Source organism: Staphylococcus sp. EG-SA-15, assembly GCF_017151895.1.
GTDB lineage: Bacteria > Bacillota > Bacilli > Staphylococcales > Staphylococcaceae > Staphylococcus > Staphylococcus aureus.
In genome coordinates this window covers 22,812-43,533 of the sequence record NZ_JACVZN010000001.1, presented here as the reverse complement: position 1 = coordinate 43,533, position 20,722 = coordinate 22,812, and the positions used below count along the sequence as shown (strand labels likewise).

Here is a 20,722-nt window from a genome sequence, read left to right as displayed (position 1 = left end):
TGTTTGTACTTAACTTATTTATTTAAAGGAGTTGTACATGTTAATGGATCCAAGTTTGATCTTACCTTATTTATGGGTACTTGTCGTTTTAGTATTTTTAGAAGGCTTATTAGCAGCAGATAACGCGATTGTTATGGCTGTAATGGTTAAGCACTTACCACCCGAACAACGTAAAAAAGCTTTGTTTTACGGTTTGTTAGGTGCATTTGTATTTAGATTTTTAGCATTATTCTTAATTAGTATTATCGCGAACTTTTGGTTTATTCAAGCTGCAGGAGCGGTTTACTTAATTTATATGTCAATCAAAAATCTGTGGCAGTTCTTTAAACACCCAGAAATTGAAAGTCCTGAAGCTGGAGATGATCATCATTATGATGAATCTGGTGAAGAGATTAAAGCAAGTAACAAATCATTCTGGGGAACTGTGTTGAAAATAGAATTTGCAGATATCGCATTTGCCATTGATTCTATGCTTGCTGCTTTAGCTATTGCTGTAACACTTCCTAAAGTTGGTATTCACTTTGGTGGTATGGACTTAGGTCAGTTCGTAGTCATGTTCCTAGGTGGAATGATTGGTGTTATTCTAATGCGTTATGCAGCAACATGGTTTGTAGAGCTATTAAACAAATATCCAGGACTTGAAGGTGCAGCCTTCGCGATCGTTGGTTGGGTAGGTGTTAAATTAGTTGTCATGGTATTAGCGCACCCAGACATCGCTGTATTGCCTGAGCACTTCCCACATGGCGTATTATGGCAATCTATTTTCTGGACAGTACTAATTGGATTAGTAATTATCGGTTGGTTAGGTTCAGTTGTTAAAAATAAAAAATCGCATAAATAATTGATGTGAAGCGGACAATCTTAATTTAGTTTAAGGTTGTCCTTTTTCATTTAATTGAGTGATTTATGAAAAATGGATTTTGAAGAATGTGAATCAAAAGATGCGATATAGTATTAAGAAAATGTGCCTTTTATATTTAGCATTTTTTCAATAGAAATTATATAGATTTTAAAGCAAATTAGGTGTTAATGTGTCATAATGATAAGTGATTTTATTGAATGGAGTGGACATTAGTGGATATTGGTAAAAAACATGTAATTCCTAAAAGTCAGTACCGACGTAAGCGTCGTGAATTCTTCCACAACGAAGACAGAGAAGAAAATTTAAATCAACATCAAGATAAACAAAATATAGATAATACAACATCAAAAAAAGCAGATAAGCAAATACATAAAGATTCAATTGATAAGCACGAACGTTTTAAAAATAGTTTATCATCGCATTTAGAACAGAGAAACCGTGATGTTAATGAGAATAAAGCTGAAGAAAGTAAAAGTAATCAGGATAGTAAGTCAGCATATAACAGAGATCATTATTTAACAGACGATGTATCTAAAAAACAAAATTCATTAGATTCAGTGGACCAAGATACAGAGAAATCAAAATATTATGAGCAAAATTCTGAAGCGACTTTATCAACTAAATCAACCGATAAAGTAGAATCAACTGAAATGAGAAAGCTAAGTTCAGATAAAAACAAAGTTGGTCATGAAGAGCAACATGTACTTTCTAAACCTTCAGAACATGATAAAGAGACTAGAATTGATTCTGAGTCTTCAAGAACTGATTCAGACAGCTCGATGCAGACAGAGAAAATAAAAAAAGACAGTTCAGATGGAAATAAAAGTAGTAATCTGAAATCTGAAGTAATATCAGACAAATCAAATACAGTACCAAAATTGTCGGAATCTGATGATGAAGTAAATAATCAGAAGCCATTAACTTTACCGGAAGAACAGAAATTGAAAAGACAGCAAAGTCAAAATGAGCAAACAAAAACCTATACATATGGTGATAGCGAACAAAATGACAAGTCTAATCATGAAAATGATTTAAGTCATCATATACCATCGATAAGTGATGATAAAGATAACGTCATGAGAGAAAATCATATTGTTGACGATAATCCTGATAATGATATCAATACACCATCATTATCAAAAACAGATGACGATCGAAAACTTGATGAAAAAATTCATGTTGAAGATAAACATAAACAAAATGCAGACTCGTCTGAAACGGTGGGATATCAAAGTCAGTCAACTGCATCTCATCGTAGCACTGAAAAAAGAAATATTTCTATTAATGACCATGATAAATTAAACGGTCAAAAAACAAATACAAAGACATCGGCAAATAATAATCAAAAAAAGGCTACATCAAAATTGAACAAAGGGCGCGCTACGAATAATAATTATAGTGACATTTTGAAAAAGTTTTGGATGATGTATTGGCCTAAATTAGTTATTCTAATGGGTATTATTATTCTAATTGTTATTTTGAATGCCATTTTTAATAATGTGAACAAAAATGATCGCATGAATGATAATAATGATGCAGATGCTCAAAAATATACGACAACGATGAAAAATGCCAATAACACAGTTAAATCGGTCGTTACAGTTGAAAATGAAACATCAAAAGATTCATCATTACCTAAAGATAAAGCATCTCAAGACGAAGTGGGATCAGGTGTTGTATATAAAAAATCTGGAGATACGTTATATATTGTTACGAATGCACACGTTGTCGGTGATAAAGAAAATCAAAAAATAACTTTCTCGAATAATAAAAGTGTTGTTGGGAAAGTGCTTGGTAAAGATAAATGGTCAGATTTAGCTGTTGTTAAAGCAACTTCTTCAGACAGTTCAGTGAAAGAGATAGCTATTGGAGATTCAAATAATTTAGTGTTAGGAGAGCCAATATTAGTCGTAGGTAATCCACTTGGTGTAGACTTTAAAGGCACTGTGACAGAAGGTATTATTTCAGGTCTGAACAGAAATGTTCCTATTGATTTCGATAAAGATAATAAATATGATATGTTGATGAAAGCTTTCCAAATTGATGCATCAGTAAATCCAGGTAACTCGGGTGGTGCTGTCGTCAATAGAGAAGGAAAATTAATAGGTGTAGTTGCAGCTAAAATTAGTATGCCAAACGTTGAAAATATGTCATTTGCAATACCTGTTAATGAAGTACAAAAGATTGTAAAAGATTTAGAAACAAAAGGTAAAATTGACTATCCCGATGTAGGTGTTAAAATGAAGAATATTGCCAGTCTAAATAGTTTTGAAAGACAAGCAGTTAAATTGCCAGGAAAAGTTAAGAACGGTGTTGTTGTAGATCAAGTTGACAACAATGGTTTAGCAGATCAATCTGGTCTGAAAAAAGGTGATGTAATTACTGAATTAGATGGCAAACTTTTAGAAGATGATTTACGCTTTAGGCAGATTATATTTAGTCATAAAGATGACTTGAAATCAATTACAGCGAAGATTTATAGAGATGGTAAAGAGAAAAAAATTAATATTAAACTAAAATAATGTTGAGGTGAACAACGTGTCAATTTTTAGCCAGTTTTTAAAAAGATCAAGCCCTCAACAAGGTATTGTATTGTACTATATCGTCGCAATTGTCATTGCATTTTTATTATTAAACTTACCGTATGTTCATAAACCAGGTGTAGAAGTAAATCCAATTGACACATTATTTGTTGCCGTATCCGGAATTAGTGTTACTGGATTGTCTCCGATAAGTATTGTCGATACCTATTCTACATTTGGACAATTAATTATCCTCGTGATATTAAATATTGGTGGAATTGGCGTCATGGCAATTGGTACGATGTTATGGGTGGTACTAGGTAAACATATTGGAATTAGAGAACGTCAGTTAATTATGTTAGATAATAACAAAAACACTATGAGTGGTACCGTCAAATTGATTATTGATATTGTAAAATCAATATTTGTAATCGAACTCGTAGGAGCCATGTTATTAGCATTTTACTTTTATCGAGATAATCCAGATTTAAAATATGCAATCATGCAAGGTGTTTTTGTTTCTATTTCTGCCACTACCAATGGTGGATTAGATATTACAGGTAAGTCATTAATTCCTTATGCACATGATTATTTTGTACAAGCGATAGTTATATTTTTAATAATTTTAGGATCAATCGGCTTCCCAGTATTATTAGAAGTTAAAGCTTATATTCAAAATAGGGTTACTAATTTTAGATTTTCATTATTTACTAAAATTACGACATCAACATATTTATTCCTATTTATTGTTGGGGTATTAGCCATTCTATTATTTGAACATAACCATGCGTTCAAAGGTTTAAGTTGGCATCAATCGTTATTCTATTCGCTGTTTCAATCAGCGACTACAAGAAGTGCGGGTCTTCAAACAATTGATGTGACAACACTAAGTGACCCCACTAATATTATCATGGGTATTTTAATGTTTATAGGATCTTCGCCAAGTTCGGTTGGTGGCGGTATTCGTACAACAACTTTCGCTATTTTAATTTTGTTTTTAATTAACTTTAGTAATAATGCCGATAAAACATCCATTAAAGTTTACAATAGAGAAGTACACATTATGGATATTCAACGTTCATTTGCAGTATTTACAATGGCGACAATTTTAACATTTTTAGGAATGCTAATTATATCAGCTACTGAAAATGGTAAGCTTACATTTTTACAAGTATTTTTTGAAGTCATGTCTGCATTTGGAACTTGTGGACTATCGCTTGGTGTCACAAGTGATATTAGTGATATTTCTAAGGTCGTACTAATGATACTCATGTTTATAGGACGTGTTGGCTTAATATCATTTATCATTATGATAGCAGGACGTCGAGAACCAGATAAATTCCATTATCCAAAAGAACGTATTCAAATAGGATAATATAATAGCAATCTAAGTTTAGTTAATGTAGATTTTAACTGGAACTTAGATTGCTTTTTTAGTTTGTATTTTTAACTTATTTTATAAGACGATTGGTTTCGAAAATGGTAAACTAGTAACAATGAGAGGTGTAACATGATGGAAAAAAATGAAAACATTAATGTAGAGATTTTAACTACGTCAGATATGCATAGTCATTTCTTAAATGGTGATTATGGTTCAAATATTTATAGAGCTGGTACTTATGTTAACCAAGTAAGAGCACAAAATCATCGCGTCATTTTATTAGATAGTGGCGGAAGTTTAGCTGGCTCGTTAGCGGCCTATTATTATGCTATTGTTGCACCTTATAAACGACATCCAATGATAAAGTTAATGAACAGAATGCATTATGATGCTAGCGGTGTGAGTCCAAGTGAATTCAAGTTTGGTTTATCATTTTTAACTCGTTCAATTGCTTTGGCACGTTTTCCATGGTTATCAGCAAATATTGAATACAATGTTACTAAGGAGCCTTATTTTTCAACTCCATATTGTATTAAACATTTTGGTGACTTAAAAATTGCTATCGTAGGCGTCACAGCAGATGGTTTAATGGAAAATGAGTATTCTGAAATGGAGCAAGATGTATCTATTGAAAAGACATTAGTGGCATCAAAACGTTGGATTAGATATATCCATGAAGTTGAAGAGCCAGATTTTTTGATTGTAATTTATCATGGTGGATTGAATAAAATTAGTAATAGTACGAAAAATAAAAAGGCAAGTTCGAATGAAGCTGAAAAATTAATGGAAGAACTCGGTGTTATAGATTTAATGATTACAGCTCATCAGCATCAAACAATAGTAGGTCAAGATCATGAAACGTATTATGTTCAGGCTGGTCAAGATGCCAAAGAGCTTGTACATCTTTCGATTAATTTTAAAAAGAGAACAACAACTTATGATGTTGAAAGCATTGATTCTAAAGTGATTGACTTAAATGAGTATGAAGAGGATCAAGAATTATTAGATTTAACATTCTATGATAGAAAAGCAGTGGCTTATTGGTCACAGGAAATCATAAGTGATAAAGGTTTGATGTTATCAGTAAATGGGTTACAAGATTTAGTCTGTCAAACACATCCATTTTCGCAATTATTACATGATGCAATTCACCTTGCATTTGATAATGATATAACATGTGTCCACGTGCCTATGAACGGAGAGAAGGGGTTGAGTGGACAGATTCGAAATGAAGATTTGTATCATGCATACCCATATCCAGATAAGCCAATGGATATGACAATTAGTGGTCAAAATATCAAAGATATATTGGAGTATAGTTATTCACATTTAGATTTTGTTAACGAGCAATTAAGCTTAACAATTATTGATGAAACGTTATGTACAATGTGGCAAGGATTCAATTATGAGATTGATATGAATCAAGAACCTGGGCAACGAGTAATGTTAGATCAAATTGATTTGACTAAGAGTTATAGAGTTACAATGACTGACTATTGTTATCGTAACTACAAGAATTATTTGAAAAATGCTATTATACATGAATCATACGATGAAACAATGAGTACATTAATTGCAGAGAAGTTAAGAGATCCGAATTATCGTATTTCATGTAGTGATAATTTTGTAGTTAAAAACAGGTAAATATTGCTATGTAATAAATTAATTATAAGTTTAACAAGTATAAAAACCTTTCTTAGAGAAGATTATCTAGGAAAGGTTTTTAGAATTTTAAAATTGATATAAAAGAACAGTGAAATTCTCATTCATTATATATAAGTAAACAAAAAAGCTTAAATGGTATATACCATTTAAGCAAGTAACGGAAACGGAGGGATTCGAACCCTCGCGCCGCTTTCGCGACCTACACCCTTAGCAGGGGCGCCTCTTCAGCCAACTTGAGTACGTTTCCAATGGCTCCACAGGTAGGACTCGAACCTACGACCGATCGGTTAACAGCCGATAGCTCTACCACTGAGCTACTGTGGATTAATTTGTATGTGTTTGAATATCAAGCACAAATATTATTATAACAAGATTAAGTTAATTTGCAATAGATACCTTAAAAAAATATGCAGAACATTTACACTATATTTATAAAACATTCCGCATATTTTAAAAATAAACAATTTATTTATCTTCAAATAAAGAATAGCGTGTCAATGCTTCAAACACATTCAATGTGGCTTTATTATAATCTATTGGTTGGTCGGGATTTTTTGATATCATGCGAGATTGTTTATCTACCATGTAATAGTAAAAAATGGAATTGTTATATTGATGCCATAAACTGTGGTATGAAACATGAAGAATGATAGATTCATTATTAATAAATGTCACTTTACATTTACGATTTTTTAATTCTTTAATACTTTCGATATAATGCATATTTAACCAAATATTTTCATTTTGTCTGTCAGAATGTGTTGGGAAAAAATAAGTTGGAAATAATGGTGTTAGTAAAATAGGTGGTTTACTAGAAATGCCAGTAATGCGGTTTGTCTCTGCTTTCTTGCCAAGATAAGTATTACCATAAAATTTGCAAGAGCGTTCAATGATTTTCTGGACTTTAAAAGGATTTTGAATACGCGTTTTGTCAAACCGAATTATTTCACTACCGTTTCTTTGATCGTCATCATCAAATGCTGGTCGAATAACCATGTCTCCTTTGCGTATCACATAAATATTTTGAGAATACATAAGCAAAACCTCGCTTTATTAAGTTTTAAACCATTAATATAAAAATACAATTAATGATATAAAGATATTTTATAATAAAATTCTGAGTTGTCAAGTTATTATTTTGGTGAAAATGTACAATAATTTTTAACTAATAGTCAGAATATTCATTGATTTCAAAATTAGAAAAATGTATACTTATTATAAATTAAAGAAAGGTAGTGGTTTCTATGAAATACAATACTAATGTTAAACATACAACTTTAGAAGCGTTTGTCACAACTGTCAATGATTTGGGTATTGAATTAATTATCAATGAAGCACTTCGAGAGGTAAGAAAACGACAGCTCATAGAACTTATAGATGACGCACTCGTCAATAAAGATGAAGCAGCATTTAATCAATATACGGCAGAATACAAAAATTTGGAGGCATTTCTCGGTGAATAACATTGATTCGAATTCCATAACGCAATCATAAAAGGACTATTCTTAACATCTCATACATGTAAGAATAGTCCTTTAATCGTTTATGACATTAATCTAATTAATTCATGTCTATCTATGTCACCGAAATAATGATATAAATCATATTCTGATAGTGCTTCTTCTATGTGCTCAAAGTCGTGTAGACAGCCAACTAATGCATTTTCAAGATCAGTGACATCTCCGACACCAAAGAAATCACCGAAAATTTTTGCATGTTCGATTTTACCTCGTTTAACATCAAACTTAATTTGTACAAATCCTTTTTCAAATTTTTCCTCGCGTTCAAAGTTATATTTAGGGTTTCTACCATAATTCCATTCCCAAGTTCTATATTTGTCGTTACTTAACTTTTCAATATTTTCCCAATCTTCATCCGTTAATTTATATTCTTCTACTTCAGTTTCTCCAAAGATAGTTTTCAAGATGATTTTTTTAAATTCTTCAATTTCTAAAGGGTCATTTAAAAATTCTTGAATGTTTGCTACTCGTTTACGAACAGATTTAATACCTTTTGATTTAATCTTAGCTGGATTAACTTTTAGTGCATTCTGAACTTCGTCTAAATCACTATTTAACATCAACGTACCATGACTAAACATTCTATTTTTAACTTTAACCATAGCATTCCCTGAGATTTTCGCTTGTCCAACTTGAATATCGTTACGACCAGTTAATTCAGCATTTACGCCTAAAGATTGTAATGCTTGAACAATTGGTTCAGTGAATTTTTGGAAATTGTGGAAACTGTTACCATCATCATCTGTTATAAAACTAAAGTTTAAATTGCCAGTATCATGATAAACAGCGCCACCACCAGAAATTCTTCTAACTACATCGATGTTATGAGCATCTATATATGTCTGATTTACTTCCTCTATCGTATTTTGATTCTTTCCAACAATGATAGATGGTCTATTTATGTAAAATAAAAAGTAACTTTCTTCTGCTGGTAAATTTTTTAAAACATATTCTTCCATTGCTAAGTTTAAAGTTGGATCTGTAATATTATTATTACTAATGAATTTCATTACAATCTCTCCCTTATATCTATATATATTCTCTACTTATTTATGCCTTAACTTTGCTCAAAATGCCAATTATATACTCACAAATCATTCTAAATATCGGCTTAAAGTTACATTTTATTATTTTTGATTGTTAATAGTTTATTTGTTAAGTGAATTTTAGTACAATATAATTTAGTTATGATTTAAGGAGGACTTAAAATGACTGTTGCAGAAGTGGGTAACATTGTTGAGTTTATGGATGGATTAAGAGGTCGTGTTGAAAAAATCAACGATAACTCTGTTATTGTTGACTTAACAATTATGGAAAATTTTAATGACCTTGATTTACCGGAAAAAACTGTTATCAATCATAAACGATATAAGATTGTTGAATAAGAAGGTAAGTTTTAATGAATAAAATCTCGAAGGCTTTAACTTGGTTTATTATAAGTTTCATTATATTTCATCTCATATTATTTATTATGTGGGGCGAACACCAAGAATACTGGTATTTATATACAGGTATAATGCTAATTGCTGGTATCAGTTATGTATTTTATCAAAGAGATATTGAATCTAAGCGATTGCTTACATCAATTGGTGTTGGTATTATTACGGCAATTATTTTAATTATGCTTCAACTTTTATTCTCACTTATAACTTCTAATTTAAGTTATAGTTCATTAATTAAAGAATTAGCAAGAACAGGTGTCAATTGGAAGTGGCAAATGTTAGTAACTTTACTTTTTGTCATTCCATGTCACGAGTTATATATGAGAACTGTTTTACAAAAAGAATTAACACATTTTTCAATACCGAAATGGATAGCTATATTAATAACTGCAATTTGTTCTAGTTCATTATTTATTTATTTAGATAATTGGTGGATAGTAACATTTATATTTGTTGCACAAGTGATATTATCATTAAGTTATGAGTATACTCGACGCATAGCAACAACATCCGTTGCGCAAATTGTTGCTATTATATTGTTATTAATTTTTAATGCTTAAATAAGCTTTTCTTAGACGTATGTGTTCTAAGAAAAGCTTTTTTGCTTAAGAATAGCAATACGAAGATTCGAGTCATGCTTCATTATAGTGGTAATATTTTTTAACAGCAAGCGGTTATTATTGAGATTAGGTTTTAGTCAGTTTTTATTACTAAATATTTTATAAAAATGGTATAATATTTTTGAGCAAGTTGAATTGATGGTGGCTATCTGAGTAAAGGGGGGTGGTGCCTATGGCATTACTTAACACTTTTGAAAGGAAAAGCCTATTGTGATATCTATTGCAAACGCATTACATTTAATGTTAAGTTTCGGTATGTTTATCGTCACTTTCATTGGTATAGTAGTAGCAATAATAAATTTAAGCAATAAAAAATAACCATCATTTCAAAACTTTGACATAGAATGATGGTTAAAGAAAATCTCATTTAGTCACCGTCTTTTTAACGGGCTCATTAGGCGACATGTTCCTGCATGTCGTCTTTTTACATTTTTATAGTAACATATCTTTTATTTAATTGTCTATTTTTATTAGATGTGTAACAAAATTTTGAAGTATTTTCCGTATATTGCCTGCTAAACATGTCAGATTTGAAAGGAAAATCATACTGTGGTAGAAATCAATTATGATTATATGGTAGTACTTATAAATAAGTGATTTCTATTGAATATGTAATGAAGTTCATATATTAATATAACTTTCATTGATATAGAAGTCGCAATGATTAATTTAAACAATAAAAAACAACCATCATTTCCAAACTTTGACAACGAATGATGGTTAAAGAAAATCTCATTTAGTCACCGTCTTTTTAACGGGCTCAATAGGCGACATGTTCCTGCATATCGTCTATTTATACACTGCACAATTTAATAATAATACAATTATACTTTGATGTCCATTTAACATAAAGTGGTTGAAATTTGCAGCAAATAAATTAACCTTGACTATTTTCAGAAAATTCTGTATAAATAACGAAAAAGAGATATGGATTAAATATGAAGAGGTGTTTTTATAGAAGAATAAAATTTTTGGCACTATATTATATTTAACTTTAGCACTTGGATTATCAACAGCAGCTTATGCATCTACAGAATACGCAGAAGGAGGCACTTGGAGTCATGGTGTCGGCAGTAAGTATGTTTGGTCGTATTATTATCATGGTCATAAAGGACATGGTGCAACAGCTATTGGAAAATATAGATCATTTAGTGGTTATACAAGAGCTGGTGTAAAAGCAAAAGCATCAGCTACTAAACATAATTGGTGGGTCAATAGAGCGTATTATAACATTTATTAAATACTAAAAAATCATAGAAAATAAACAACGCAAAAGGTACAACATGAAATGGTTCAAATTAATACTTGATGTTACAATCTTCATTCTGATTGCTATATTGTTATTTGTTTATACATATAAAGAAAACGAAGAAATATTGCCTGATACTAAATACCCTATAGCGGTAACTGACTGGAATAAAAAATATAGTAAAAATGAGATTTATAAACGTATAGATCAATTCGCTAAAAATGAGAACGTAGCAATCTATAAATCAACTTCAAATTATACAAACAAAAACGTAGATAAAGATATATATGTATTTAATAAATCAAAAGCAGCAACTATCACTCCTTTTAATGCTAAATATAACATTCATTATTTAAGTGACGACGAAGTATTAAAAAAAGATATCAAAGGGAGTTATTTTGTAAAAGACAAAAATTTTGACGTGTCTAAATTCATAAATTTTTTAAAAGAATATGGTGTTACTGCTGAATCATACAAAATAGATCATATGATGATTGCCGTTGGTGTCATTAAACAAATGAATATAGTAGTTCCATTATCCTCACTTTTAATCGTTTATTTTATTTATTATATTTTCGAAAAGAACATTAATTTCAAAGCGTATGCGATTAAGTATTTAAATGGTTTTACATTAAGAAAAATAATTTTCGAAAATTTTTCAAAGAAATGCACGTATTGGGTAACGTTAATCATAACTCAAATTCTTTTAACTACAAGTGTACTTTGGATATTAAATTACACGGGTAATTTAGATTTATTCATATTAAGAATAGTTCTGCTTTCATGTCTTTTCATTTTAACGATTAGTGTTATTAATTTATGGACTTTCTTAATGTTACTAAATTTAAATATTGCAAATATGATTAAAGGTAAGCAGCACTTTAAAACAATTCGTTTTATTAATACAGTTTGTAAAAGTATTCTCTTAGTACTAATAGCTAATGTAATGATAGAAAATACTAGTGTTATTAAAGATTTGAATAAAATAAAAGAAACTGAGAAATATTGGAATGTATTAGATGATTATTACACGATTGAATTTGCACCTTATCACGAAACAAAACAAAGTTTGATTGATAATATGGTGCGATCAGAACAATTAGTAAAGGCTAGTGAAGCAGAAAATAATGCGATTTTATTCAAACCAAAGGGTGACTCCGTTGACAATGACAACTTTTCGCCTGATGAGGGGAATGTAATATTAGTAAATAATCAGTTCTGGTCGATTTATTACAAGCAGTTTCAACCTGATATTCCGATAAAAAATCAAAAAAATAATGTCGAAGTAATTATTCCACAAAAGTTTCATGCAATGCGTAATGAAATCAATCAAGCATATCATTCATGGTTTGAATTTGTACAAAATAAAAATAATAAAGAGAATAAGTTATCTATACAGTTTATCAACAAAAATGATTGTCGAATTTTTTCATTTGATGCACGAGATAGTCGCCATTTGTCATTTATAGAGGCGCCAATCATTGTGAATGTTCAGGCATCAGATTTATCGAATGATTTTTATTATGCCATGATCAGTCAAGGCGGGTATTTATTCAAAAATTATGACGCGCTAGTAAAAAATATTGAAAAGTATCATCTTGATGGGGAAATCAGTGGAATAACCAATTATAAAGATAGCGTGATGGAAATGTATCATGAAAACAATTTGAAATTAACAGTACTCAACTTTTCACAAATCATTATCGCAATCATTTTAATAATTATTATTTTATTTGATGTGAAATATTATTTTGAACAGCATCGAAAATTACTCGTAATCAAAAAGCTATATGGTTATTCAACATTAAGAGCCAATTACCAATACTTATTAATAAATAATATAGTTGTTATTTTTATTGGAATATTGACGAATGTAATTTTACATTCTCACTATATAATGATGTTATTTGCAACGATTCTTGTCGTTCAAATATTATTGCAGATTTGCAGCCTATACTATCATGGCCGACGTTTTAATGAAGTTATCAAGGAGTTTTAACTATGAAATTTATCATTGCAATATTATTAGGATTAATATTATCCATTACTATTGCTTTTACAATCATACATCATCCTATACTTGATCGTTTTAATCCTTTCTTAAAAACGGAGTATAGTTATGCCAAAGTGCCAAAAGGTACGCAACAATATGTTAATATTACGGCTTATAGTGAAAGAGGGGAAAAGCTTGATTATAAATTAACATTTAATGGATTTTCACCTAGTAGAACGTATGTCGAAATAAAGCATAAAGGGCAATATGTCATATCGATCACATATGTTGAAAAAGAGGATACACCAAAAGAGGTAAGACAAGAATGATAGAATTAAAAGATTTAACCATACAAAAAGGTAATACACATATTTTGAAGAAACTTAATTTGAAATTTCAATGTGGAAAATCATATGCACTTATTGGTAAAAGTGGATGCGGTAAATCTACATTATTAAATACTATTGCTGGACTTGAAAAAACAGGAAAACAATATGTCTATTTTAATGGTCAATTAGAACAATTTAAATCTAATTTTTACAGAGATAAATTAGGATATTTATTTCAAAATTATGGATTAATCGATAATTTGACAGTAAATGAAAATTTAGATATTGGATTAGCATATAAAAAAATAAGTAAGAAAGAAAAAGAACAAATAAAGATACGTTATATAGAACAGTTTGGTCTGTCAAACAGTTTAAAAAGAAAAGTTCATACGCTAAGTGGAGGTGAACAACAACGTGTCGCTTTAATTAGAATGATGTTAAAAGATCCGATTGTTATGTTAGCTGATGAACCAACGGGTGCGTTAGATCCTAAAACAGGACAGATGATTATTCAATCATTATTTGGTTTGGTCGATGAAAATAAAGTGCTGATTTTAGCAACACATGATATGGCTATTGCAAATCAATGTGACGAAATAATAGATTTAGAACAGTATAGAAAAGTAGCATCTATGTGATATCCAAAAGATAAAATTAAAAGCCAATCAATGGGAAATGTTGACTTCAACACTCCGTTTGATTGGCTTTTATACTGTGTTACTAAGTTATGAAAGTAACAACGGCAAACTGAAAAAAAGCAATATAATAATATTTAATACGATTAGTAATAAATGTAATTGATTTTTCGTTTTAATATAGCAAAAAACAATGACTAAAGATAACAACAATATCATGATTGCACCTGGGAAGAACCATAATGCTGAAGCTGTGTACCAAATCATTGGTAACGCCATAATAATAAAAGATATAAGACAAGAAAGGATACCAATAATATTATAAGTTCTAGTCAAAATTACACCTCCAATTTTCACTTTAAAATGACATGCGTAAAAAAATCATTTTAAATACATCATACAATAAAATTAAATTGTGCGGTAGAAGAATTTGAAATTAAATTGAATTGTTTTTGGTAGTTGGTATATTTATAACACTCTGCAAAAGAATGTAGCAAAATTAGATAAATTAGATTATTTAAAATTATGCGTGATATTATTATTTTTATCATGCAAATAATTATAATAACAATATTTAATTATTGTATTTACAGTTGATTAATAGGGTTGTGAAGTATAAAATTATTTTGTAAAACAATTTTGTTATTAAGAGGTGCGCTATGGAAAAGGGGATTTTCAATTACGATAATGCGAATGTATTAAAATTAGATACTAATCAGTTAAATGAAAACATAAAAGTCATTGACGATATATTTAAAAATTATGAGCAGATAGAGCCAACTATAGAAGTCGAAAATGGAAATACAAAATTAAAATTAAATGGATATTTTATTGCGTCAATTATAAGCCCATTAAATTTAAATAAACTTAATAATTTATATGTTGAAGAAGAATTTTATCATACATATAACGAATTAATTGTTAAATATACTGAGGTAAAGGAATAATTATAATGAAAAAAATATTTATGATGGTACATGAGTTAGATGTGAATAAAGGTGGTATGACCTCTTCGATGTTCAATAGAAGTAAAGAGTTTTATGATGCGGACATACCTGCTGATATTGTTACTTTCGATTACAAAGGAAACTATGATGAAATTATTAAAGCTTTGAAAAAACAAGGTAAAATGGATCGAAGAACGAAAATGTATAATGTATTTGAGTATTTTAAACAAATTTCAAATAATAAACATTTTAAGTCTAATAAATTGTTATATAAACATATTTCAGAAAGACTAAAAAATACGATTGAAATTGAAGAGAGTAAAGGTATTTCAAGATATTTTGATATAACGACTGGTACATATATTGCCTACATTAGAAAAAGTAAATCTGAAAAAGTGATTGATTTCTTTAAAGATAATAAACGAATTGAACGGTTTAGTTTTATAGATAATAAAGTGCATATGAAGGAAACATTTAATGTAGATAATAAAGTTTGTTATCAAGTATTTTATGATGAAAAGGGATACCCATATATTTCAAGGAATATTAATGCTAATAATGGTGCTGTAGGTAAAACTTATGTGTTAGTTAATAAAAAAGAATTTAAAAACAATTTAGCACTGTGTGTTTACTATTTAGAAAAACTAATAAAAGATTCTAAAGATAGTATTATGATTTGTGATGGACCAGGGAGTTTTCCAAAAATGTTTAATACAAATCATAAAAATGCTCAGAAATATGGCGTTATTCATGTTAATCATCATGAAAATTTCGATGATACGGGTGCATTTAAAAAAAGTGAGAAATATATTATTGAGAATGCGAATAAAATTAACGGTGTAATTGTATTAACAGAGGCACAAAGATTAGATATTCTTAATCAATTTGATGTAGAAAATATTTTCACTATTAGCAATTTTGTTAAGATACATAATGCTCCAAAACATTTTCAAACTGAAAAAATCGTAGGTCATATTTCTAGAATGGTACCAACGAAGCGAATTGATTTGCTTATTGAAGTGGCTGAGTTAGTCGTAAAAAAAGATAATGCTGTTAAATTTCATATATATGGAGAAGGATCTGTCAAAGATAAAATAGCTAAAATGATTGAAGATAAAAATTTAGAAAGAAATGTTTTTCTTAAAGGATATACAACAACTCCACAAAAATGCTTGGAAGATTTTAAATTAGTCGTTTCTACATCTCAATATGAAGGTCAAGGGTTAAGTATGATAGAAGCAATGATTTCTAAAAGGCCTGTTGTTGCCTTTGATATCAAATACGGGCCAAGTGATTTTATAGAAGATAATAAAAATGGTTATTTAATAGAAAACCATAATATTAACGACATGGCTGATAAAATATTAAAGCTTGTTAATAATGATGTTTTAGCAGCGGAGTTTGGTTCGAAAGCGAGAGAAAACATTATAGAAAAATATTCAACGGAATCAATATTAGAAAAATGGTTAAATCTTTTCAATAGCTAAATGAAAAAATCCTAGGTATTCATGAGTACCTAGGATTTTTACGCATGATATATACAAAAAAAGAGAGGATAGTCCTCTCAAATAATAGTTAATAAAATTGTAGCCATTTCTTCCAGCTGTAACTACTAATACAAGCTAAGTTCATTACGATATGTATGATTTCAAATTCATAACCACTTACATATCCTCTTGTAAGTTTAAGTGTGAAGATTGAGCCTAACATAACACAAATATAAAAAACATTAACATAAGGCGTTAAAAAGCCGATAATAAGTGCTAAACCTCCAACAACTTCACCAATTGACATCAATACTGCGATGGTAGGTGGTAAACCTAAAGAGCCTAAGAAGTGAATTGTTCCATCTAAATCAACAAATTTCAAAGTACCATGCACTAAGAATGATGTTGCTAACATCCATCTAATTAAAAGCATACCTAATTTCATCATGTCACCTCCAACATTCGTATTTTTAAAACATAGTCCAAATTATATTTGTAAACATGTGGAAAGTAAAGATTTTTTATAAGATTAATTATTAAATATTTATTAAATATTCTATTGTATTGAACAATTGTTGTAGAAAGATGTTTAAGTTATCAGTTACTTTTTGTATTTATAAATAAAGATTAGTACATCATAGTGCAAAGATTATAGGGAAATGAATTAACAATTGCATCGCTATTTATGAATCGTAAACACTATTATGAAATTGCGAGAGTAGTATGGACAATTAGAATGATGGTTTGAGATAAATGAGTGTTATTAACCAGTGCGTCATTTTCAAAATTAGATGCCATTTGCTGTTTATAATAAGAAGATTTGATAATTAACTATGATAAGAAAAAATAATAATCCCCTAAATACATTATAAACAAATTAAATGCTAAAATAATAATATAGATTTCTACTAAAGTTGTTTGGAGGTAAATGTGTGAATAGGAATATCGTTAAACTAGTTGTGTTTATGCTAATTTTAGTTGTAGCAGTAGCGGGTTGTGGTCAAAAAGATACTGAAGAGAAAACTGAAATGACGACAATAAAAGATGAATTAGGAACTGAAAAAATTAAGAAAAATCCTAAACGTGTTGTTGTATTAGAATATAGTTTTGCTGATTATTTAGCGGCATTAGATATGAAACCTGTTGGTATTGCAGATGATGGCAGCACTAAAAATATAACAAAGTCAGTAAGAGATAAGATTGGGGCATATGAATCGGTTGGATCTAGACCGCAACCGAATATGGAAGTGATAAGTAAATTAAAACCGGATTTGATCATTGCAGATGTTAGCAGACATAAGAAAATCAAATCAGAATTGAGCAAAATTGCTCCGACAATCATGTTAGTTAGCGGTACGGGAGATTATAATGCAAATATTGAAGCATTTAAAACAGTCGCTAAAGCAGTAGGCAAAGAGAAAGAAGGCGAGAAGCGTCTGGAAAAGCATGATAAAATATTAGCGGAGATTAGAAAGAAAATTGAACAGAGTACGTTAAAATCTGCATTTGCATTCGGTATCTCAAGAGCAGGTATGTTTATTAATAATGAAGATACATTTATGGGACAATTCTTAATTAAAATGGGTATTCAACCTGAAGTCACAAAAGACAAAACTACGCATATTGGTAAACGCAAGGGTGGTCCTTATATATATTTAAATAATGAAGAACTTGCCAATATCAATCCAAAAGTTATGATTTTAGCCACTGACGGAAAAACGGACAAAAATAGAACGAAATTCATTGATCCTGCAGTTTGGAAATCATTAAAAGCTGTGAAAGATAACAAAGTTTATGACGTTGACCGAAATAAGTGGTTGAAATCAAGGGGGATTATCGCAAGTGAAAGTATGGCAGAAGATTTAGAAAAAATTGCAGAAAAAGCAAAATAAAAATACAGCGCTACTCGTAAATCATATAAGAGTGGCGCTGTATTTTTAATTATGTTTATTATCTGTCGGATGTGATGATTTACCTGAAAGTTTATTTCGAATAAATTTAATTACATAACCGACAAGGATTGTTTTAACAATTCTTTTAATGAATTGGCGCATCGTTACATACCTCATTTCTCTATATCTTACGAACTATATACCCATTCATATATGCTTTTTAAACGTCATTGTCACAATTTAATTTTTAGGGAATATAATATAACCATCTTTATCTGCTTTTTTAGTAAAAATGACAAAAATTGCATGTATTATTGAGATGATGGTAGGGATACCTGTCCAGAAAAATAATAAGTGAAAAAGACCTTGTCCAAATTTATCAGCATAAAATTTATGAATACCTAAACCTCCAAGAAATAATGCAACAATAACATAAATGGCTTTATTGACTTTCATTTGTAAATCCTCCTTAACTATAATTCTACTTAAATTCGTTGTGAAAACCAATATTTCTAACTTTAGAATTTTCAAACTTTCTAAAATTATAAGTATATCTTTTTAAAATAAGCTAGAATTTCTATATAATAAATGTTAATAACGTAAAAGGGAATGATGACATAGTGATACGTCAAGCACGTCCAGAGGACCGATTTGATATTGCGAAGTTAGTTTATATGGTTTGGGATGATATGGAATTAGAATTGGTAAAGCATCTACCTAAAGACATGGTATTAGATGCAATTGAAAAAAGCTGTGTTGATGCAACATATCGAACTTTTTATCAGCATATTTTAGTTTATGAAGTAGAAAATAAAGTAGCAGGTTGTATTATTAGCTATAGTGGTGAAAATGAATTGAAATACGAAAAAGCATGGGAACTACTTGACTTGCCAGAAGAAATAAAACAATATGGCACGCCATTACCTGTAAAAGAAGCTAAAGACGATGAGTATTATATAGAAACAATTGCGACATTTGCAGCATATAGAGGTAGAGGCATCGCGACAAAGTTATTAACGTCATTACTTGAATCAAATACACATGTTAAATGGAGTTTGAATTGCGATATTAATAATGAAGCAGCATTAAAGTTATATAAAAAAGTAGGCTTTATATCTGATGGACAGATTGAATTATACAAGCACATGTATCATCATTTAATTGTTAAATAAAAAAACTCGACAGTTCGATGTAAGTCGATTGCCGAGTAGTATCATTTTCTATTAAATGCCTGCAAATAATGCACTAATATAAATACCTAATGCATATAATAAACCGAAAAATGTATTTGTTTTACCAGCAGCAGCCATTGCTGGCATCATTGTAGGCGGTGTATCATTCTTCTTGAAACGTCTGATAACTTTAACAGGCATTGGGAATGATAACAACGCAAGTAAGTAAAATAATGAGCCACCAGGTTTAATAATGATCGTAAGTACAATAAAGGCATAAGCGATAAAGTACATGATTGCCATAAATGTTAAAGAAGCATTTTTACCTAATAGAATGGGTAAAGTTTTGCGACCACTTGCTTTATCTTTGACACGGTCGCGAATATTGTTAGCCATATTAATTAAACCGATAGTGATTACTATAGGTACACTTAACCAAATTACATAACTTTGAATATTGCCAGTTTGAATAAAGAATGCAATAACGATAATAAACATACCCATAAATACGCCTGAGAATAATTCACCGAAAGGCGTCCATGAAATAGGGAAAGGGCCACCTGTATATAGGTAACCAACAGCCATACATACTAATCCAACTGGTAATAACCAAAATGAAGAGTTAGCAGCTAAAAACAAACCTAATATTGCTGCTAAGATGTAAAATGCAATGGCTAATCGTAGCACAAGCTCTGGGCTCATACCGTTGCGAACAATGGCACCACCAATGCCTACAGATTCATGATCATCAAGGCCTTTTTTATAATCATAGTATTCATTAAACATATTAGTTGCTGCTTGAATAAGTAAGCATGCTAGTAACATGGCAATGAATAGGCTGATTTTAATATGATCTTCGCTACCAAGAAAATATATTTTAGATGCTGCTGTACCAACTAAAACGGGTACTACGGAAGCAGTTAATGTATGAGGACGCATTAAATGCCAATATTTCTTAACTGTAGAATATTGCTGATATTGATTACTCATTGAATACAAAACCTCT

The 20,722-nt window shown here is 29.9% G+C and carries 24 protein-coding genes and 2 tRNA genes; 17 read left to right on the top strand and 9 right to left on the bottom strand.

Annotated elements, in window-relative coordinates:
• The first annotated feature begins 37 nt into the window (after positions 1–37).
• The 4 genes from IDG64_RS00225 (at position 38) to IDG64_RS00210 (ending at position 6,409) form a co-directional block, all read left to right on the top strand.
• Positions 38–841: a TerC family protein gene (locus tag IDG64_RS00225; RefSeq protein WP_000928413.1), complete on the top strand. Its 804-nt coding sequence runs from the start codon at positions 38–40 to the stop codon at positions 839–841.
• 218 nt (positions 842–1,059) lie between these two features.
• Entirely contained in the window at positions 1,060–3,384 is a 2,325-nt protein-coding gene (locus IDG64_RS00220; RefSeq protein WP_016169326.1) for a S1C family serine protease, read from the top strand.
• Between the two features lie 16 nt (positions 3,385–3,400).
• The gene (locus IDG64_RS00215; RefSeq protein WP_000021864.1) at positions 3,401–4,759 is read left to right on the top strand and encodes a TrkH family potassium uptake protein; all 1,359 of its coding nucleotides are present in this window, start codon (positions 3,401–3,403) and stop codon (positions 4,757–4,759) included.
• Between the two features lie 138 nt (positions 4,760–4,897).
• Positions 4,898–6,409: a bifunctional metallophosphatase/5'-nucleotidase gene (locus tag IDG64_RS00210; RefSeq protein ID WP_000414178.1), complete on the top strand. Its 1,512-nt coding sequence runs from the start codon at positions 4,898–4,900 to the stop codon at positions 6,407–6,409.
• Between the two features lie 179 nt (positions 6,410–6,588).
• Here IDG64_RS00210 and IDG64_RS00205 read toward each other — a convergent pair.
• From IDG64_RS00205 to IDG64_RS00195, 3 genes are all read right to left on the bottom strand, one after another.
• Positions 6,589–6,677 (bottom strand) — tRNA-Ser (locus tag IDG64_RS00205).
• Between the two features lie 2 nt (positions 6,678–6,679).
• Positions 6,680–6,754 (bottom strand) — tRNA-Asn (locus IDG64_RS00200).
• 141 nt (positions 6,755–6,895) lie between these two features.
• Entirely contained in the window at positions 6,896–7,465 is a 570-nt protein-coding gene (locus IDG64_RS00195) for a competence protein ComK (RefSeq protein WP_000287265.1), read from the bottom strand.
• A gap of 209 nt (positions 7,466–7,674) precedes the next feature.
• On the opposite strand from IDG64_RS00195, the gene IDG64_RS00190 reads away from it, so the two are divergent.
• Positions 7,675–7,893: an IDEAL domain-containing protein gene (locus IDG64_RS00190; protein ID WP_000876826.1), complete on the top strand. Its 219-nt coding sequence runs from the start codon at positions 7,675–7,677 to the stop codon at positions 7,891–7,893.
• 80 nt (positions 7,894–7,973) lie between these two features.
• Here the strand turns inward: IDG64_RS00190 and lplA are convergent, their stop codons facing one another.
• Positions 7,974–8,960: a lipoate--protein ligase gene (lplA, locus tag IDG64_RS00185; RefSeq protein WP_000668820.1), complete on the bottom strand. Its 987-nt coding sequence runs from the start codon at positions 8,958–8,960 to the stop codon at positions 7,974–7,976.
• Positions 8,961–9,158: 198 nt separating this feature from the next.
• On the opposite strand from lplA, the gene IDG64_RS00180 reads away from it, so the two are divergent.
• The 8 genes from IDG64_RS00180 to IDG64_RS00145 all read left to right on the top strand — a co-directional run bounded on the left by IDG64_RS00180 (position 9,159) and on the right by IDG64_RS00145 (position 14,221).
• Positions 9,159–9,335, top strand: coding sequence for a YkvS family protein (locus tag IDG64_RS00180; protein WP_000214898.1), 177 nt, complete (start codon positions 9,159–9,161; stop codon positions 9,333–9,335).
• A gap of 14 nt (positions 9,336–9,349) precedes the next feature.
• A complete protein-coding gene (locus IDG64_RS00175) occupies positions 9,350–9,952 on the top strand; it encodes a CPBP family glutamic-type intramembrane protease (protein WP_001033865.1) in 603 nt (200 codons plus the stop codon).
• A gap of 300 nt (positions 9,953–10,252) precedes the next feature.
• Positions 10,253–10,330, top strand: a complete 78-nt coding sequence (locus IDG64_RS15575; protein WP_099112139.1) for a putative holin-like toxin — start codon at positions 10,253–10,255, stop codon at positions 10,328–10,330.
• 538 nt (positions 10,331–10,868) lie between these two features.
• On the top strand, positions 10,869–10,970 hold the full coding sequence (locus IDG64_RS00165; RefSeq protein WP_001790623.1) for a hypothetical protein: 102 nt from the start codon (positions 10,869–10,871) through the stop codon (positions 10,968–10,970).
• A gap of 9 nt (positions 10,971–10,979) precedes the next feature.
• Positions 10,980–11,252 (top strand): lactococcin 972 family bacteriocin, encoded by a 273-nt coding sequence (locus IDG64_RS00160; protein WP_001790097.1) that lies wholly within the window; start codon positions 10,980–10,982, stop codon positions 11,250–11,252.
• A gap of 43 nt (positions 11,253–11,295) precedes the next feature.
• Entirely contained in the window at positions 11,296–13,260 is a 1,965-nt protein-coding gene (locus IDG64_RS00155; protein ID WP_000870806.1) for a bacteriocin-associated integral membrane family protein, read from the top strand.
• A 2-nt stretch (positions 13,261–13,262) separates the two neighbouring features.
• Entirely contained in the window at positions 13,263–13,583 is a 321-nt protein-coding gene (locus IDG64_RS00150; RefSeq protein ID WP_000668623.1) for a YxeA family protein, read from the top strand.
• On the top strand, positions 13,580–14,221 hold the full coding sequence (locus IDG64_RS00145) for an ABC transporter ATP-binding protein (RefSeq protein ID WP_000571178.1): 642 nt from the start codon (positions 13,580–13,582) through the stop codon (positions 14,219–14,221). Before IDG64_RS00150 ends, IDG64_RS00145 begins: the two co-directional genes overlap by 4 nt.
• A gap of 87 nt (positions 14,222–14,308) precedes the next feature.
• On the opposite strand, the gene IDG64_RS00140 is transcribed toward IDG64_RS00145, so the two are convergent.
• Positions 14,309–14,575 carry a hypothetical protein gene (locus IDG64_RS00140; RefSeq protein WP_012840518.1) on the bottom strand — a complete coding sequence of 89 codons (267 nt, stop codon included), beginning with the start codon at positions 14,573–14,575 and terminating at the stop codon, positions 14,309–14,311.
• A 302-nt stretch (positions 14,576–14,877) separates the two neighbouring features.
• Here IDG64_RS00140 and IDG64_RS00135 point away from each other — a divergent pair, with 302 nt between their 5' ends.
• Together IDG64_RS00135 and IDG64_RS00130 are read left to right on the top strand one after the other, a co-directional pair.
• Complete coding sequence (locus IDG64_RS00135) at positions 14,878–15,165, top strand: hypothetical protein (RefSeq protein ID WP_000410720.1); 288 nt, start codon at positions 14,878–14,880, stop codon at positions 15,163–15,165.
• A 5-nt stretch (positions 15,166–15,170) separates the two neighbouring features.
• On the top strand, positions 15,171–16,652 hold the full coding sequence (locus IDG64_RS00130; RefSeq protein ID WP_000719182.1) for a glycosyltransferase: 1,482 nt from the start codon (positions 15,171–15,173) through the stop codon (positions 16,650–16,652).
• An 88-nt stretch (positions 16,653–16,740) separates the two neighbouring features.
• Here IDG64_RS00130 and IDG64_RS00125 read toward each other — a convergent pair whose 3' ends face one another.
• On the bottom strand, positions 16,741–17,097 hold the full coding sequence (locus IDG64_RS00125) for a DoxX family protein (RefSeq protein WP_000766009.1): 357 nt from the start codon (positions 17,095–17,097) through the stop codon (positions 16,741–16,743).
• 487 nt (positions 17,098–17,584) lie between these two features.
• Here IDG64_RS00125 and IDG64_RS00120 point away from each other — a divergent pair, with 487 nt between their 5' ends.
• On the top strand, positions 17,585–18,544 hold the full coding sequence (locus tag IDG64_RS00120) for an ABC transporter substrate-binding protein (protein ID WP_001081347.1): 960 nt from the start codon (positions 17,585–17,587) through the stop codon (positions 18,542–18,544).
• Positions 18,545–18,589: 45 nt separating this feature from the next.
• Here the strand turns inward: IDG64_RS00120 and IDG64_RS00115 are convergent, their stop codons facing one another.
• A complete protein-coding gene (locus tag IDG64_RS00115; RefSeq protein ID WP_020978112.1) occupies positions 18,590–18,721 on the bottom strand; it encodes an SAR1012 family small protein in 132 nt (43 codons plus the stop codon).
• A gap of 63 nt (positions 18,722–18,784) precedes the next feature.
• Positions 18,785–19,000: a TM2 domain-containing protein gene (locus IDG64_RS00110; RefSeq protein ID WP_000867357.1), complete on the bottom strand. Its 216-nt coding sequence runs from the start codon at positions 18,998–19,000 to the stop codon at positions 18,785–18,787.
• Between the two features lie 164 nt (positions 19,001–19,164).
• On the opposite strand from IDG64_RS00110, the gene IDG64_RS00105 reads away from it, so the two are divergent.
• Entirely contained in the window at positions 19,165–19,716 is a 552-nt protein-coding gene (locus IDG64_RS00105; RefSeq protein ID WP_000620949.1) for a GNAT family N-acetyltransferase, read from the top strand.
• A 51-nt stretch (positions 19,717–19,767) separates the two neighbouring features.
• Here the strand turns inward: IDG64_RS00105 and IDG64_RS00100 are convergent, their stop codons facing one another.
• The gene (locus tag IDG64_RS00100; protein ID WP_000070966.1) at positions 19,768–20,706 is read right to left on the bottom strand and encodes a 1,4-dihydroxy-2-naphthoate polyprenyltransferase; all 939 of its coding nucleotides are present in this window, start codon (positions 20,704–20,706) and stop codon (positions 19,768–19,770) included.
• Positions 20,707–20,722: the final 16 nt, after the last annotated feature.